Origin of the sequence: Segatella copri, from assembly GCF_019249765.2 — a bacterium.
Taxonomy (GTDB): Bacteria; Bacteroidota; Bacteroidia; order Bacteroidales; family Bacteroidaceae; genus Prevotella; species Prevotella copri_K.
In genome coordinates this window covers 190,947-208,695 of record NZ_CP152484.1, presented here as the reverse complement: position 1 = coordinate 208,695, position 17,749 = coordinate 190,947, and the positions used below count along the sequence as shown (strand labels likewise).

At 49.8% G+C, this 17,749-nt stretch carries 10 protein-coding genes; all 10 read left to right on the top strand.

The window, feature by feature from the left end; genetic code table 11:
* The first annotated feature begins 34 nt into the window (after positions 1-34).
* Positions 35-4,513, top strand: coding sequence for an acyl-CoA dehydratase activase-related protein (locus KUA46_RS00870; protein ID WP_218487216.1), 4,479 nt, complete (start codon positions 35-37; stop codon positions 4,511-4,513).
* 162 nt (positions 4,514-4,675) lie between these two features.
* Complete coding sequence (locus tag KUA46_RS00865) at positions 4,676-5,617, top strand: serine O-acetyltransferase (RefSeq protein WP_117694464.1); 942 nt, start codon at positions 4,676-4,678, stop codon at positions 5,615-5,617.
* Positions 5,601-7,181, top strand: coding sequence for a THUMP domain-containing protein (locus KUA46_RS00860; protein ID WP_217326830.1), 1,581 nt, complete (start codon positions 5,601-5,603; stop codon positions 7,179-7,181). The genes KUA46_RS00865 and KUA46_RS00860 overlap by 17 nt, the downstream gene beginning before the upstream one ends.
* 124 nt (positions 7,182-7,305) lie before the next feature.
* Positions 7,306-9,549, top strand: coding sequence for a S9 family peptidase (locus KUA46_RS00855; RefSeq protein ID WP_256625051.1), 2,244 nt, complete (start codon positions 7,306-7,308; stop codon positions 9,547-9,549).
* 75 nt (positions 9,550-9,624) lie between these two features.
* Positions 9,625-10,893: a phosphoribosylamine--glycine ligase gene (purD, locus tag KUA46_RS00850; RefSeq protein WP_218487218.1), complete on the top strand. Its 1,269-nt coding sequence runs from the start codon at positions 9,625-9,627 to the stop codon at positions 10,891-10,893.
* Positions 10,894-11,015: 122 nt separating this feature from the next.
* Complete coding sequence (locus KUA46_RS00845) at positions 11,016-11,963, top strand: hypothetical protein (RefSeq protein ID WP_218487219.1); 948 nt, start codon at positions 11,016-11,018, stop codon at positions 11,961-11,963.
* A complete protein-coding gene (locus KUA46_RS00840) occupies positions 11,960-12,412 on the top strand; it encodes a YqaA family protein (RefSeq protein ID WP_119229903.1) in 453 nt (150 codons plus the stop codon). Before KUA46_RS00845 ends, KUA46_RS00840 begins: the two co-directional genes overlap by 4 nt.
* 48 nt (positions 12,413-12,460) lie before the next feature.
* Positions 12,461-13,366, top strand: a complete 906-nt coding sequence (locus tag KUA46_RS00835) for a metal ABC transporter solute-binding protein, Zn/Mn family (protein WP_217326833.1) — start codon at positions 12,461-12,463, stop codon at positions 13,364-13,366.
* A gap of 13 nt (positions 13,367-13,379) precedes the next feature.
* A complete protein-coding gene (locus KUA46_RS00830) occupies positions 13,380-14,081 on the top strand; it encodes a metal ABC transporter ATP-binding protein (RefSeq protein WP_153083617.1) in 702 nt (233 codons plus the stop codon).
* A 166-nt stretch (positions 14,082-14,247) separates the two neighbouring features.
* Positions 14,248-17,682, top strand: coding sequence for a glycosyltransferase family 117 protein (locus tag KUA46_RS00825; protein ID WP_218487220.1), 3,435 nt, complete (start codon positions 14,248-14,250; stop codon positions 17,680-17,682).
* The last annotated feature ends 67 nt before the right edge of the window (positions 17,683-17,749 follow it).

Here is a 17,749-nt window from a genome sequence, read left to right as displayed (position 1 = left end):
TGGAAGATAAGAGAAAATACTTGAGATAAGAGAAATGGAGAAAACTTATTACATAGGATTGGACGTTGGCTCTACGACAGCCAAAATAGCCGTTATCGACAGCGATAACCGGGTAATTTACTCAAAATACGAACGCCACAACGCTCGTGTCAACGAACTTGTGTCGCAATATTTCGATGAAATTTTAGCCCTCACGGGCAATGCAGAGGCAAGAATCTGCGTAACGGGAAGCGTAGGAATGGCTACTGCCGAACAGCTCCAGGCGGAGTTTGTACAGGAGGTGGTGGCTGCATCGGTCTATGCCCGTACGGCTCATCCTGAGGCGAAGGCGCTCATCGATATCGGCGGCGAGGACGCGAAGGTTATCTTCTTCAAGGAAAACGGAAATATGGAACTGCGCATGAACGGCAACTGTGCCGGCGGAACGGGCGCTTTCATCGACCAGATGAGTGTGCTGATGGGCGTAGAGAACCAGAAGATGAGCGAGTTGGCAATGAAGGCAGAGCACGTTTATCCGATGGCTGCCCGCTGCGGCGTATTCGCCAAGACCGACATCCAGAACCTGATGGCACGCAATCTGCCCGAAGCCGATATTGCAGCCAGCATCTTCCATTCCATCGCCGTACAGACGGTGGTAACGCTTTCTCACGGCATCAGTTTCGAGGCTCCTATCCTGCTCTGCGGCGGTCCGCTGACCTTTCTTCCGGCTCTCCGCAAGGCTTTCTGCGATTATCTCCATCTCTCTCCAAACGATTTCATCGTATCCGAAAACAGCAATCTCATTCCGGCTCTGGGCTGTGCTTACCGGGCTAAATCGGCAGATTCTGCAGCCTCAGTATCTGTTCTCAGAAGTCGGATGAAAAAAGAAATACAAACGGAATGGACCAGCAGTCTGCTGCCTCTGTTCAAGAATGAGAAAGAGCATCAGGAATGGCTCAAATCAAAGGCGAAATTCGCTACCGAAACCCAACCGCTGAATAAAGGAAAACAGCAGGTTGTGATTGGTATTGACTCGGGCTCTACTACGACGAAGATTGTTGCGGTAAGGGTGAATGCGGAGACGCCTACGGGAGATATTGTCTTTACCAATTACCGCCTGAATCTGGGAAATCCGATCAAGGCGGTAGCGGATGGACTGAACGCCCTGAAGCAAGAAGCTGCATTGCGAGGCGCAGAACTGGAAATCGTAGGCTCCTGCTCAACAGGTTACGGCGAAGAACTCATCAAGGCGGCTTTCGGCCTCGACAGCGGCATTATCGAAACAATGGCGCACGAAAGAGCTGCTGCCTCACTCATGCCCGACGTGAGTTTTATCCTGGACATCGGCGGACAGGACATGAAGGCTATCTTCGTGGAGAAAGGGGCTGTGGTGCGCATGGAACTCAACGAGGCGTGCAGTTCGGGCTGCGGAACATTTATCCAGACCTTTGCCAACAACATGGGCTATTCTGTAGGCGATTTTGCCCAACTCGCCTGCCAGTCGAAGGCTCCCTGCGACCTGGGAACCCGCTGCACCGTCTTCATGAACTCGAAGGTAAAACAGGTGCTCAGAGAGGGCGCATCTGTTGCTGATATTTCTGCCGGAATCTCTTATTCGGTCATCAAGAACTGTCTTTATAAGGTATTGAAACTCCATGGTAATGAGAACCTTGGAGGCAAAATCGTTGTACAGGGTGGTACGATGAGAAACGATGCGGTGGTAAGAGCATTTGAGTTACTCACCCATACCGAAGTGGCACGAAGCAACATGCCTGAACTGATGGGCGCCTATGGCTGTGCCCTTCATGCGGCGGCAGATTACAAGCATCGCATATCTGCAGAAAACGAGCACCCTGCCTCATCAAGATCCATCGATGATCTCCAGAATCTGGCTCATTATGAAACCAAACAGCTGCAATGCAAAGGCTGCGAAAACCATTGTTATGTTTCCCGCTACACCTTTGCCGGCGGCAACCGATTCTACTCCGGAAACAAGTGCGAGCGTGTGTTCAACAACAAGGGAGCAAACGGGGAAAAAGGCAAAAATATTTACGAATACAAATATAGTTTACTATTTGATAGAGAGGCAGTTAACCCACTTGACGCTGTAAAACACAGCGTCAAAGTAGGCATTCCTCGCATCCTCAACATGTACGAGGAATATCCGTTCTGGAATGCGCTGCTTCGGGCAGCAGGATTGGGCGTGATTCTCTCTTCCGATTCCACTTTCAGCCAGTATGAAGGAGCCTTGAATACGGTGATGAGCGACAATATCTGCTTCCCGGCTAAACTGGCTCACAGTCATCTGAAGGAACTCAACGAGAACCCGAAGGTAGACCGCATCCTCATGCCATACGTGGTTTATGAACATAATGACGACCCGAAGAATACGCTGAACAGCTTCAACTGTCCGGTCGTTTCGGGCTACAGCGATGTCATCAAGTCGGTCATCAATCTGAAGAAACCGATCGATACGCCCGTCATCAACTTTGCCCAGCCTAAGGCGCTGGAAAAGCAGATTACCGATTATCTCAAGCAACTGGGAGTAAGCAAGAAGACTGCCCATAAAGCGCTGAGAGAGGCCCTCTATGCTCAGGCAGTATATACAGCTGAGATTAAGAAACAGGGCTGGGAGATTCTGAAAAATGAAGAAACAGAGGCTCAGAAAACGAACAAAGACAAGATTCTGAAGCCAAACAAGGGACTTACGATTCTGCTGGCGGGCCGTCCTTATCATACAGACCCGCTGATTCAGCACAAGCTGAGCGAGATGATTGCCAATCTGGGAGTCAACGTCATCAGCGAAGACATCGCCCGGGGTAATCTCTTTGCAGATTTCAAAGACTTCAATCTGGAGGACCTGGCGGCAGAAAGAAATGAGGCAGCATTAGCCAGCCAAGACAACAACGAAGCATACAACTGTCAGCCAGAGACTTATCTCGTGAAGCAATGGGCGTATATGAACCGTATTCTGAAAGCAGCGCAATGGGCTGCCGAACAGGGCGATGAGGTTCATTTCGTCCAGATGACCAGCTTCGGCTGCGGTCCTGACAGTTTTATCCAGGACGAGATTCGCGACATCATGAAGCGCCACAACAAGCCGTTCACGCTGTTGAAGATAGATGATGTGAGCAATATCGGCTCCCTGAAACTCCGTGTCCGCTCGCTGATAGAAAGCCTGAAGGGAGTGAAGAGTGAAGAACGAAGAGTGAAAAATTCAACAGCAGAAGAAATTCAACATTCAACACTCAACATTCAACATTTACAGCAGACCAAGGTATTCACCAGGCAGGATATTCATCGCAAGATTCTCGCTCCTTTCATGACCGAATACCTCACCCCTATCATTCCGCCTATCCTGAAACTGATAGGCTATGATGTAGAGGTACTTCCGATGAGCGATGAGGTAAGCGCCGAACTCGGCTTGAAGTTTGCCAACAACGAAGTCTGTTATCCGGCAACCCTCATCGTCGGCGACATCATCAAAGCCTTGAAATCAGGCAGATACGACCTGAATAATACGGCAGTAGTGATGAGTCAGACGGGCGGCCAGTGTCGCGCAACCAACTACGCCGGTCTCATCAAACGTGCGATGATTTCCAATGGATTCCAGGACATTCCGCTGCTCACGCTCGGTGTAACAGCCTCAACAGGCGAAGCATCAGGCTCAACAGACGACAAGCAAGACTATAACGAGCAGGACGGCTTCAATGTGCCTTGGCTGAAATACAGTCAGATTATCGTTACCGCCATTTTCTATGGCGATGCAATCAACGAAATGTACAACGCCTGCATCGTAAGAGAGCGTAAACCGGGCATTGCCAGAGAGTTGCGCGATAAATACATGCAGCTGATAGACGGACCTATCGCCCAGAATTCAGCCAAAGGACTCATCCGACTCCTGGAACAGGCAGCCGAAGAATTCAACCAGATGACCCTCGACAGAGAACTGCCGAAGGTAGGAATCGTAGGCGAAATCTTCCTGAAGTTCAATCCTTTCGCCCATCAGTTCCTGGAGCAGAACATCATTTCGCGCGGCATAGAGGTGGTTCCGCCTCTGCTTGCCCCTTTCTTCCTGCAGGAATTTGTGAACGTGGAGATACAGAAACACATGCGGCTGAGTTGCACCAAAGTGCCCGATTTCATTATCAAGGGCGCTTATCAGGCGCTGATAGGCAGAAGATTGCGCCAGGTAAACAAGGCAGCCGGCAAGTTCCGCTACTTCCGTCCGTTCACCAATATCTATGATGATGCGAAGGACGTACAGGGACTGGTTTCGCTCGCAGCCCAGTTTGGCGAAGGCTGGCTTCTGCCTGCCGACATCGTAGGTTACATCCGTGATGGCGTGAACAACATCATCTCGCTCCAGCCTTTCGGCTGCATCGCTAACCACGTGATTTCCAAGGGCATCGAGAAACGTCTCCACGACCGTTTCCCTACACTCAACCTCGTATCGCTCGACTTCGATTCCGGTGTTTCAGAGGTAAACGTTACCAACCGACTGCTCCTCTTCCTGGACAGCATCGCAAAATAAGACAAGCCAGACCCATGTACGGCAAAACACCGTATATGGGTCTTTCCGTCTTTCATCCCTCAAAAAATCACTCTAAAAAATACAAAAAACCATAGCTATTTCTTTGTCATTCAAGAAAATAATCGTATCTTTGCACTCAAATTTTATTGAGACATTAAGAAAATGAGTAAAGATACATTAACTCATCAGCTGACAGAGACCATCGAGGAGCTTTCGAGCGCCGAATCTTTGAAGGGTCTCTTCCATCAGCATCGAGACGGGAATCCACTTCCTTCGGGCAAGGCGCTCGAAGAAATCATCAGTTTGTCCCGTTCTATCCTCTTTCCGGGATATTTCGGTAATTCTTCGGTAAATATCTCAACCATCAAATATCATATTGGAGTAAGAGTAGAGAAACTCTATGAGATGCTGTCGGAGCAGATTCTCGCCGGTCTCTGCTTCGCCAACGACTGCGAAACGGAAACCCAGGCTGAACTGCAGCACCAGCGTGCCAAGGCAGGCGTGATTGCAGCCAAGGCAATCATGGAATTCCCGAGACTGCGCAAGATTCTGGCTACCGATGTAGAGGCTGCCTACGAGGGCGACCCGGCTGCCATGAGTCACGGAGAAATCATCTCCTGCTACCCGGTCATCAAGGCGATTACCAACTACCGCATCGCTCACGTGCTGCACGAACTGGGAGTGCCGCTCATTCCGAGAATGATGACTGAGCTGGCACATTCGGAAACCGGTATTGATATTAACCCGGAGGCTACCATCGGCAAGCACTTCACCATCGACCACGGTACGGGTGTGGTGATTGGAGCTACCTGCATCATCGGTGACAATGTGAAACTCTACCAGGGTGTAACCCTCGGAGCCAAGAGTTTCCCTCTCGATAAGGACGGCAACCCTATCAAGGGAATCCCTCGCCACCCTATCCTCGAAAATGATGTCATCGTCTACGCCAATGCCACCATCCTCGGTCGCATCACCATCGGAGAAGGCTGCGTAGTGGGAGCCAACGTATGGGTTACCAAGGATATGAAACCAAAAACAAAGAAATATAAAAAAGAAAAACAAAGTTTATTAGATATAGAATTCAATAATGGAACAGGAATTTGAACTCATTGCCAAGACCTTCATGGGCCTCGAGCCTGTCTTGGCTGAAGAGCTCACCCAGTTGGGTGCCAATAATGTACAGATCGGTCGCCGCATGGTGTCTTTCACTGGCGACAAGGAAATGATGTATCGTGCTAACTTCCAGTTGCACACAGCCATCCGTATCTTAAAGCCTATCAAGCACTTCAAGGCTAGAAGCGCTGAAGAGGTGTATGATCAGATCCAGAAGATCAAGTGGGATGACATCTTAGACGTGAAGAAGACTTTCTCTGTTGACTCAGTAGTCTACTCAGAGGAGTTCCGCAACTCACGCTTCGTAACCTACAAGGTAAAGGATGCGATTGTTGACTGGTTCCGCGAGAAGCAGGGTACACGTCCAAATATCAGCGTATCTAACCCGGATATCCGCCTCAACATCCACATTGCAGAAGACAATGCCACCTTGAGTCTTGATTCGAGTGGTGAGAGTCTGCACCGCCGTGGCTACCGCCAGGAGCAGGTAGAGGCTCCTCTGAACGAGGTTCTCGCTGCAGGTATGATTCTGATGACCGGCTGGAAGGGCGAATGCGATTTCATCGACCCGATGTGTGGTTCAGGTACCATCGCCATCGAAGCTGCCCTCATCGCCCGCAACATCTCTCCAGGTGTATTCCGCAAGGAGTTTGCCTTCGAGAAGTGGAACGATTTCGACCAGGATCTCTTCGACATGATCTATAACGACGACTCTCAGGAGCGCGAGTTCGAGCACCATATCTATGGTTACGATGTTGACATGAAGGCTGTAAACACAGCTAATCTCAACGTTCGTGCTGCCGGTCTTAGCAAGGACATCACCATCTCACAGGCTGATTTCAAGGACTTCACCCAGCCAGCAGAGAAGAGCATCATCGTGATGAACCCTCCATACGGTGAGCGCATCTCTACCCCTAACCTCCTGAACACCTACAAGATGATAGGTGAGCGCTTCAAGAAGGCTTTTGCCGGCAACGAGGCTTGGGTATTGAGCTACCGCGAGGAGTGCTTCGAGCAGATTGGTCTGAAACCATCTATCAAGATTCCTGTATTCAACGGAAGCTTGGAGTGCGAATTCCGCAAGTATGTGATGTTCGACGGCAAGATGAAGGACTTCCGTTCAGAAGGCGGTATTGTGAAGACTGAGCGCGAGAAGAGCGAGATGGCTCAGAAGCACCGTTTCAAGAAGGAGCGTGAATTCAAGAAGCGTGTTAGCGAGGAGACTGAAAACGAGGAGGACGATATCCGTTCTTTCAAGTTCCATACTCACCGTCTGGAAGACTTCGAGAAGAAGCGTGCTGAGTTCCATAAGGGCGGCCGTTCACGTATCGGTGGCGGTCGACGCAATGATGACGACGATGACAAGCGTGGCAGCCGTAGCTTCAAGGGCGACCGCAAGGGTGGCCGTGACTTCGGTGGCAAGCGCGACGGAAAGCGTTTCGAGAAAGGCGACAAGCGTGGTGGCTTCAAGGGCGACAAACGTGGTGGCCGTGATTTCGGAGGCAAGCGCGGAGGCAAGAAGAACTTCAGCGTTGACTTCGACGACGAGGATTAAAGACATATCGACCCATACGTCGTGTTTCACGACGCATGGGTGTTAAACCCGATAAAGTAAAGTAAAGAATATAATGAATCTGAAGAATTCAATTTATAAATTATCTTTTGCTGCTATGATTATGATGGCTATGAATGCAACCGACTTACAGGCTCAGGGCGTGGTTCCTGCTCAGAAAGGCGAGAAAGCCTTTACATTGGAAGACCTGAACTTCGGCGGCAACAACTATCGTAACATGGTAGCCAAGAACCGCTGGTGCACCTGGTGGGGCAATGAACTCGTTCGCCAGGATGTGGATGCCTGCTATCTCGTCAACAAGACGACAGGCAAGGAGACCAGACTCTTCGGCATCAATGACATCAACCAGTGGATTGCTCCTACCAAAGACATCAAGGTAAGAGCCCTCTACAATGCTCTCTTCCCTTTTGCAGGCAAGAGCATCGTGATGGTAAGCAACGGCAGCAAGACTTATACCGTAGACTTCAAGAAGCATAAGCTGCTGAGCGAGATGGATTTTGCTGACGGCGAGAACCTCCTGGAGGCCAACGCCCAGCAGAACGCCTTCGCCTATCTGAAGGGCAGCAACCTCTATGTGCGTACCTTCGATGTAACCAGCAACGCCCTGACAAAAGAGAAGAAATCTCACGATTTCCAGCTCTCAAAGGACGGAAGCCGCGAAATTGTTTATGGACAGAGTGTTCACCGCGATGAGTTCGGCATCAGCAAGGGAACCTTCTGGAGTCCGAACGGCGAACTGCTCGCCTTCTATCGCATGGACCAGAGTATGGTAACCGACTATCCGCAGGTCGACATCCCGGAAATCGGTTTCAATCATCCTGAAACACAGAGTTGCATCGCTACTCCTGCACCAGACAAGTATCCGATGACAGGCGAGACATCACACAAGGTAACCGTAGGCGTGTTCGACTGCATGACCGGCAAGACCATCTATCTGAAAGCTGGCGATCCAACCGACCGCTACTTCACCAACATCGCATGGAGTCCGGACAGCAAGACCATCTATATGTTCGAACTGAACCGCGACCAGAACGACTGCCGTCTGACTGCCTACAATGCAGAAACCGGCGAGAAGACTGGCGAGCTCTATCGCGAGACCGATGAGAAATATGTAGAACCATGTCATCCTATCCAGTTCCTGCCTTGGGACAGCAACAGCTTTATCATGCAGAGCCGCAAGGATGGCTACAACCACCTCTACCTCTGCACCCTGGGCAAGCACGGAAGCCGCATGGCAAACAATACAGAATCACTCGAAATCAAGCAGTTGACTTCCGGTAAATGGGAGGTGATGGAAGTACTCGGCTTCAACAGCAAGCGCAAGAGTATCATCATCGCATCCAACGAGAAATCGCCTATCCAGAGAAACATCTTTGCCGTAGATACAAAAACCGGCAAGCGTACGCTGGTAGATGATTGCGGCAAGGGATGGCACAGCGCCACTTTGAGCGAGAACGGACAGTATGTCTTCGACAACTACTCTACTCCTACCGTGCCTCGCAAGATTGCCCTCGTGAATACCGAGAACGGCAAGCGCACCGCTTACTTTACTGCCGAGAACCCTTGGAAGGGCTACAATGTACCTGAGTACAGCTGCGGTACCATCAAGGCTGCCGATGGCGAAACAGACCTCTACTGGAGAATGGTGAAACCGGTAAACTTCGATCCAAACAAGAAGTATCCTACCATTATATATGTATATGGTGGACCTCATGCCCACAACGTAGATGCCCGCTGGAACTACTCTAGCCGTGGTTGGGAAACCTACATGGCAGAAAAGGGCTATCTGCTCTTCATCCTCGACAACCGTGGAAGCGAGAACCGTGGCAAGGCTTTCGAGCAGGCTACCTTCCGCCAGCTCGGACAGATTGAGATGCAAGACCAGATGAAGGGCGTGGAATATCTGAAGACGCTTCCTTACGTAGATGCTGACAAGATTGGCGTTCACGGCTGGAGCTTCGGCGGATTCATGACCATCTCACTGATGACCAACCACCCGGATGTGTTCAAGGTAGGCGTAGCAGGCGGTCCGGTAATCGACTGGCACTGGTACGAGGTAATGTATGGCGAGCGCTATATGGACACCCCACAGACCAACCCAGAGGGTTACAGGAAGACCTCTCTGCTCTATCAGGCAAAGAATCTGAAGGGCAAGCTGCAGATTATCCAGGGCTTGAACGATGTGACTGTAGTGCCACAGCACTGCCTTACCTTCCTCAAGGCTTGCATCGCAGCAGGCACCCAGCCAGACTTCTTCGTCTATCCTGGCGAGCCTCACAACATGAGAGGTCATCAGAGCACTCATCTGCATGAGCGCATCAGCAATTATTTTTTCGATTATCTCAAGTAAATATCTAGAAGTAAACATCCCCCGGAAAAGGGGAGTTTACTTCTACATCAAATAACAAACAATAACTTACAGCAAATGAAAATTTTATTGTTAGGAGGCGGTGGCCGCGAGCACGCCTTAGCATGGAAAATCGCTCAGAGCGAAAAGTGTGAGAAACTCTTCATCGCTCCTGGTAATGCCGGTACTCAGAATGTCGGCGAGAACGTAGATATCAAGGCAGACGACTTTGAGGCGCTCAAGAACTTCACAGTAGAAAATGGCGTTGATATGGTGGTAGTTGGTCCGGAAGACCCATTGGTAAAGGGTGTTTACGATGACTTCAAGAACGATCCTCGCACCAAGAACATCCCTGTCATCGGTCCATCAAAGGCTGGCGCCGTATTGGAAGGCAGCAAGGACTTCGCCAAGAAGTTCATGAAGCGCCACAACATCCCTACTGCCCAGTATGAGACTTTCGACGGCGAGCACGTAGAGGAAGGCTTGAAATTCCTGGAGACACTGAAGGCTCCTTATGTATTGAAGGCTGACGGTTTGTGCGCCGGTAAGGGCGTTCTCATCCTCCCTACCCTGGAAGAGGCTAAGAAAGAGTTCAAGGAGATGCTCGACGGTATGTTCGGCAACGCTTCTGCACGCGTAGTCATCGAGGAATTCCTGAGCGGCATCGAGTGCTCTGTATTCGTATTGACCGACGGCAAGAACTACAAGATTCTGCCTGAGGCTAAGGATTACAAGCGCATCGGCGAGCACGATACTGGTCTGAACACCGGCGGTATGGGTAGCGTTACCCCTGTACCATTCGCTACCAAGGAGTGGATGCAGAAGGTTGACGAGCGCATCATCCGTCCTACCGTAGAGGGACTTGCTGAGGAGAACATCGACTATAAGGGATTCATCTTCTTCGGTCTGATCAACGTTGAAGGCGAGCCTATGGTCATCGAGTACAACTGCCGTATGGGTGACCCTGAGACAGAGAGCGTGATGCTCCGCCTGAAGAGCGACATCGTGGATCTCTTCGAAGGTGTAGCAGCAGGCGATTTGGACAAGCGCAGCATCGAGTTTGATGAGCGTGCAGCAGTCTGCGTGATGCTCGTAAGCGGCGGTTATCCTGAGGCTTACAAGAAGGGTTATCCTATCCATGGCATCGACGATGTAGAAGGTTCGGTAGTCTTCCACTCCGGTACAGCCATGAAGGATGGTCAGGTAGTAACCAACGGTGGTCGTGTCATCTGCGTAAGCAGCTACGGCAAGGACAAGGAAGAAGCCTTGAAGAAGAGCTTTGCTGAGGCACAGAAGATCCAGTTCACCGACAAGTACTTCCGTTCTGATATCGGACAGGACCTTTAGATTTTAATGTTGAATGTTGAATGTTGAATGTTGAATTAGGCTAGCGCCCTTGAGTCCGTTAGGCAATTCAACATTCAACATTCAACATTCAACATTGTTTTAAGCATTCAACATTGAATTAGATGTTAAGAAAGAAAACTTTTCAAAATAAAGTAGCGGCTAGCCGCTACTCTTTACCAATTACTGCAACCCTTGCCACACTGGTTTGGGTTGCAGTAGGTTTATTGGTATCCAATATCTGGGTAGAATTTGCTTTCACAGCCATGTCTACCCTGCTGATGGTGGAACTGAACAACCGTAATGCCCTCATGCGTACCTACAGCCGAATGGTATCCTGCAGTTTTCTGGCATTACTGACGATGACAGGACTCCCCCAACTCTCTTTAAAAAGCAGTATTGTGACGATGTGTTTCATCGCCTTTTATCTCATTATCTGGAATTGCTATCAGGATAAACGCTCAACAGGCTGGACTTTCTACGCCTTTGCCTGCATCGGTCTGGCATCGATGATTTTCGTGCAGATAGGCTATTTCATGCCTATACTGTGGATTATGATGATGGTGTTTACCCTCTCGTTTAGCGTAAAGACATTCTTTGCATCCCTGGTAGGTCTCATCGTGCCCTACTGGTTTGCAGCCGGTTATTTCTTCTATACCGACAACATACAGGGGCTGGCTGACCACTTCTGCGAATTCATCAACTACAGCGAACTCTTTGATTATTCGCAGGTTACCGACCATCAGATTCTGAACCTGAGTTTCGTTACCCTGCTCACCATCATCGGTTCCATCCACTTCATACGCACCAGCTACGGCGATAAGATACGCACCCGCATGATCTACGAAACGTTTATCATGATATCGGTTGCCTGCATCATCTTCATCGTCCTCCAGCCTCAACATATACAGGAACTGGGCGGCATCCTGATTGTGAATACAGCACCGCTTATCGCCCATTTCATCACATTCACCAGAGGTAAGTTTACCAACATCTCCTTCATCCTGCTGCTCATCATGCTGGTACTTATCATGGCTTACAACATACTCGTACCAGAGAGCATATTACTATGAGTTGGATGATAGATTTCTTGATGAGCTGGGGCTACTGGGGCATGCTGGTATCAGCCTTCCTTGCCGGCAGTTTCTTTCCCTTCAGCAGCGAGGTGGTCATGTCGGGCTTACAGGCTGCCGGACTGGAACCTATCCAGCTCGTACTGTATGGAAGCATCGGCAATGTGCTCGGTTCTATGTTCAACTATGGCGTAGGACGGATGGGCAAGCTGGAATGGATAGAGAAATATCTGCATGTAAAGAAAGAGAGTCTTGACAAGGCTCAGAACTTCATGGCCGACAGAGGTGCCTGGATGGGATTCTTCGCCTTCCTGCCCCTGTTGGGAAGTGCCATCACCATCGTTTTGGGACTGACGAGAGCCAACATCGTGATTTCTGTCATCAGCATCACCATCGGAAAGGTGTTGAGATATGTACTGCTGGTTTACGGACTCAGTTTCATCTTTTAAACAAGCTGCAAAGAAAACAAAGAATTGATTTATATAGATTGACTGCTTATGAGAAAGTATTTATACCTTATTATATTATGTGTGGTTTTCGCAGGCTGTAAAGGCAGCCAGCAGAAAGGCAACACCGCAGAAAGTAACGGAAAGGAATCTGTCGCCAACAGCGATGGCAAACCTGCTGTTACCGTAACCATCCCTCCCTACAAGTTTTTCGTTGATAAGATTGCCGGAGATAAGGTGGATGTCAACGTGATGGTATCCAACGGCAACAATCCAGAAACTTACGAGCCTTATGCCCAGCAGATGATGGAACTCTCCAGGAGTGCCCTCTATCTGAAAGTGGGAAGCATCGGTTTCGAACAGACCTGGATGAAGAAGCTGCAGGACAACGCTCCAGATATGAAAGTGATAGATACTTCCGTGGGCATCAAGCCTGCCAAGACTCCAGGTGGCAACATCGACCCACACGTATGGATGAGTTGCAGCAACGCCCGCATCATCTCCAGCAACATCTTCAAGGCACTCTGCGAACTGGAGCCGAAGAACAAGGTATTCTTTGAGAAGAACTATCTGTCGCTGCTGAAGATCATCGACAAGCGAGACAGCACCATCAGAGAGGGTTTCAAGAATCATCCCGAGATGGTACGCAAGTTTGTGATTTATCATCCTATCCTCACTTATTTTGCCCGCGACTACCAGTTGGAGCAGCTTGCCATAGAGGAAGAAGGCAGGGAGCCGAGTGCTGCCCAGCTGAAGAGCCTCATAGAGAGAGCCAGAAAAGAGAATATCAAGTTCTGCCTGATACAGGCAGAATTTGCCAACCGCAACACCACAACCTTCATCAAGGAGAGCCACACCAAGCCAATGAATATCAATCCATTGCAAGGCGATTGGAACTGGGCGATGCAGGAAGCGGCTGCAGCGGTACAGGGCAAGAAAATCGTTGTTGGGAAGTAAAAACTACAATAATATGACTCCAATCATAAAAATCGAGCATCTTTCTGCTGGCTATGAAGGCAAGGAGGTGCTCCACGACATCAACCTCACCGTCTGTAAAGACGATTATCTTGGCATCATCGGTCCCAACGGTGGTGGCAAGACAACTCTCATGCGCCTCATCCTGGGGCTGATGAAACCCACAGACGGCAGCATCCGCTTTTATAAAGACGGGGAGGAAGTAAGGGAAATCAGCATGGGATATCTGCCCCAATACAATCATCTCGACAAACAGTTTCCTATCTCCGTCTATGAAGTGGTACTCTCAGGACTCAGCAAGACCAAAAGTCTCTTTTCGAGATACACCCAGGCACAGCACCAGCAGGTACTCGACTGTCTGGAACAGATGCAGCTCACGGAGTTGAAAGACCGCCATATCGCAGCCTTGAGCGGCGGACAACTGCAGCGAGTACTCCTCGCCCGCGCCATTGTTTCGAAACCCGATGTAGTGATACTGGATGAGCCCAACACCTACATCGACCGCCGTTTCCAGAAGCAGATGTACGAGATGCTGGAACAGATCAACCGGGAGTGCGCCATCATCATCGTCAGCCATGATGTAGCCGAAGTGCTCAATAACGTAAAGCACATCGCCTGCGTAAATCATCATCTCCACTACCACGATACGGCTGATATGCCGAGAGAGAAACTGGAAGAGCATTTCTTAAATGTATAGGCTTATTATATAATAATGCCTAAAAAACAGGTGCAAAAATCCATATTATCTCATCTTTTTATTATCTTTGCAACTGGAATGTGCCTTTTTGAAAGGCACAGAGAAAGCATTCAGAAACAGAGAAAGCATTCAGAAAGAAATATAATACATTAAAGTTTAAACAATAATGAAACAGTACAGATTAGTGGACAATATCTTCGGATGGGTCGCATTCATCATTGCGGCGTTCACTTATTGTTCCACAATTGAACCGACAGCCAGTTTCTGGGACTGTCCTGAGTTTATTACGACTGCTTACAAGCAGGAGATCGGTCACCCACCTGGGGCACCATTCTTCATGCTTTTAGGCAATTTCTTCACACATTTCGCCAGCGACACTACCCAGGTAGCCAAGATGGTAAATACGATGAGCGCCCTGCTGAGCGCCGTCTGTATCATGTTCCTCTTCTGGACCATCACCCACCTGGCTCGCCGACTCGTCATCAGCGACTGGAAAGAACTGACTACCAGTAAGCTGATTGCCATCGAGGCATCCGGTATGGTGGGCGCACTCATCTACACCTTCAGCGATACCTTCTGGTTCTCTGCTGTCGAGGGTGAGGTTTATGCGTTCTCTTCTGCCTTTACCGCTGTGGTATTCTGGCTGATATTGAAGTGGGAAGACCATGCTGACGAGCCTCATAGCGACCGTTGGCTTGTGCTCATCGCCTATATGACCGGTTTGAGTATCGGTGTCCACCTGCTCAACCTGCTCTGTATCCCAGCCATCGTATTGGTTTATTACTACAAGAAGGTGCCACATGCCAACCTCAAGGGCTCGCTCCTGGCGCTGTTCCTTTCATTCCTCGTAGTGGTAGCCGTACTGTATGGTGTGGTTCCAGGTATCATCACCGTAGGCGGCTGGTTCGAGCTGTTCTTTGTCAACACCCTCGGCTGTCCGTTCAATACCGGTGAAATCGTATACATCATCTGTCTTGTAGCCTCTGTCATCTGGGGCATCTACGAGACCTGTAATGCATCAGAGAAGAACGAGAAGAAGCAGAATATCGCCTTCGTTCTCGGCTTCGGCATGCTCGGCATCCCATTCTACGGATATGGCTGGACAGCTGCCATTACCGGCATCATCGTGCTGGTTATCCTCTGGTTCGTACTCGGCTACAAGCGCAAGCAGGAAGTAGTAACAGGCGTTGACGAATCTACAGGCATCGCCAAGAAGAAGATGCAGCTCCTGCCGCTCATCTCAGCACGCGTCAAGAATACAGCTTTGCTCTGCATGCTGATGCTGATGATTGGTTATTCCAGCTACGCACTCATCGTGATCCGTTCTTCTGCCAACCCTCCTATGGACCAGAACTCTCCTGAGGACATCTTTACCCTGGGAAGTTATCTGAGCCGCGACCAGTATGGCGACCGCCCTCTGTTCTATGGCCAGGCTTATACATCACAGGTAGCCCTCGAAGTAGACGGCAACATGTGCAAGCCTGTTATGAAGGAAGGTGCACCGGTTTACCAGCGCAAGGAGAAAGCTTCGGCTGATGAGAAGGACTCTTACTTCGTAGTAAGTCACAAGAATAAGTATATCTATGCCCAGAACATGCTCTTCCCTCGTATGTACAGTTCGGCTCATGCCCAGGCATACGAAGACTGGATGGGCGGTGTAGAAGGCACAGAGATTCCTTACGACCGCTGCGGAGAGAGTATGATGGTAAAGATGCCGTCACAGTTTGACAACATCCGCTTCTTCCTCTCTTACCAGTGCAACTTCATGTACTGGCGCTACTTCATGTGGAACTTTGCCGGCCGTCAGAACGACATCCAGGGCAATGGTGAGCCAGAGCACGGAAACTGGATTACCGGTTTCTCATTCATCGATAATTCACTCTATGGCGACCAGAGCAAATTGCCAGACGACCTGAAGGAGAACAAGGGACACAATGTATTCTACTGCATGCCGCTGATTCTCGGTCTCATCGGACTTTTCTGGCAGGCTTGGTATACCCGCAAGAAGAAGGTAATGAAGAACGGCAAGGAAGAGGAAGTACTCCTCCCTATCGGAATCCAGCAGTTTTGGATTGTATTCTTCCTGTTCTTCATGACAGGTCTTGCCATCGTCATCTACCTGAATCAGACACCTATGCAGCCACGTGAGCGTGACTATGCTTATGCCGGCTCATTCTATGCATACGCTATCTGGTGCGGTCTCGGCGTACTCGCCATCATCGACATCCTAAAGCGCAAGATGAAGCTCAGCGGTACTGCCGTAACAGCTATCGTAGCAGTCATCACACTTCTCGTACCTATCCAGATGGCATCACAGACCTGGGATGATCACGACCGTTCAAACCGTTACACCTGCCGTGACTTCGGTCAGAACTACCTGATGTCACTCCAGGAGAAGGGCAACCCTATCATCTTTACCAATGGTGATAACGATACCTTCCCACTCTGGTACAACCAGGAGGTAGAAGGCGTTGGAACAGATGCCCGCGTATGTAACCTGAGCTACCTGCAGACCGACTGGTATATCGACCAGATGAAGCGTCCTGCATACAACTCACCATCTGTGCCAATCACCTGGCCACGTCTCGACTTCTGTTCAGGTACCAACGAATATGTATCTGTTGAGCCTGAAGCAAAGAAGCAGATTCTCGACTTCTACAAGCAGGATCCAGAGAATGCCAAGAAGCAGTTTGGTGACGAACCGTTCGAACTCAAGAACATCCTGAAGAACTGGGTACGCAGCAAGAACCCTGACATGCACTTCATCCCTACAGATACCCTCTATGTCACCATCGACAAGGAGGCTGTAAAGAAGAGCGGCATGATGATGGCATCAGATTCTATTCCAGACAAGATGGTCATCTCGCTTGCCGGCAAGAGCGCACTCTACAAGGGCGACCTCATGATGCTCGAAATGTTGGCACAGTGCAACTGGACCCGTCCGCTCTACGTAGCACTCACCGTAGGCGAAGAGAACTATATGAACCTCGGTGACAACTTCGTACAGGAGGGACTTGTGAACCGTATCACTCCGTTCACCACCAACAAGCCAGGTGCCAAGAACTTTGATACAGAGAAGGCTTATCACAACATCATGACCCGATTCAAGTTCGGCAACCTGAAGCAGAAGGGACTCTACATCGACGAGACAACCATGCGCATGTGCTATACCCACCGTCGCCTGCTCGCCCAGACAGCCCTCCAGCTCATCGCCGAAGGCAAGAAGCAGAAGGCTATCAACATCCTGAAGAAGGCTGATACCGAGATTCCTGCCTACAATGTTACGCTCGACTACATGAGCGGTGGCTTGGATATGGCTCGCGGCTGGCTGATGACCGGTCAGAAAGCCAAGGGCAAGGAATATATAGAAGCGGTATGGAAGAATGCTTCACAATACCTCAACTACTATCTCTCGCTGCCAAACGACCGTTTCCTCCAGGCAGAACACGACTGCATCCGTCAGATTATGATCATGCAGAGCATCTGCGAGGCTGCCGGAATGGTAAGTCCACAGTTGGAGCAGAAGTATGAGAAGCAGCTCAACAACCTCTACCGTCTCTATCATGGCAGAGGTGGCAGAATGCCGGAAGGCAATCAGTAAAAAATAGAAAAAAGTTTGGTGTCGCGAAACACGACACCAAACTTTTCATTATTCATATAAACCTGTT

What these genes read in the sequence shown, in the direction of transcription:
- KUA46_RS00870 (WP_218487216.1), top strand. Translation starts at nt 35, where the DNA reads ATGGAGAAAACTTATTACATAGGATTGGACGTTGGCTCTACGACAGCC.
- KUA46_RS00865 (WP_117694464.1), top strand. Translation starts at nt 4,676, where the DNA reads ATGAGTAAAGATACATTAACTCATCAGCTGACAGAGACCATCGAGGAG.
- KUA46_RS00860 (WP_217326830.1), top strand. Translation starts at nt 5,601, where the DNA reads ATGGAACAGGAATTTGAACTCATTGCCAAGACCTTCATGGGCCTCGAG.
- KUA46_RS00855 (WP_256625051.1), top strand. Translation starts at nt 7,306, where the DNA reads ATGGCTATGAATGCAACCGACTTACAGGCTCAGGGCGTGGTTCCTGCT.
- purD (WP_218487218.1), top strand. Translation starts at nt 9,625, where the DNA reads ATGAAAATTTTATTGTTAGGAGGCGGTGGCCGCGAGCACGCCTTAGCA.
- KUA46_RS00845 (WP_218487219.1), top strand. Translation starts at nt 11,016, where the DNA reads ATGTTAAGAAAGAAAACTTTTCAAAATAAAGTAGCGGCTAGCCGCTAC.
- KUA46_RS00840 (WP_119229903.1), top strand. Translation starts at nt 11,960, where the DNA reads ATGAGTTGGATGATAGATTTCTTGATGAGCTGGGGCTACTGGGGCATG.
- KUA46_RS00835 (WP_217326833.1), top strand. Translation starts at nt 12,461, where the DNA reads ATGAGAAAGTATTTATACCTTATTATATTATGTGTGGTTTTCGCAGGC.
- KUA46_RS00830 (WP_153083617.1), top strand. Translation starts at nt 13,380, where the DNA reads ATGACTCCAATCATAAAAATCGAGCATCTTTCTGCTGGCTATGAAGGC.
- KUA46_RS00825 (WP_218487220.1), top strand. Translation starts at nt 14,248, where the DNA reads ATGAAACAGTACAGATTAGTGGACAATATCTTCGGATGGGTCGCATTC.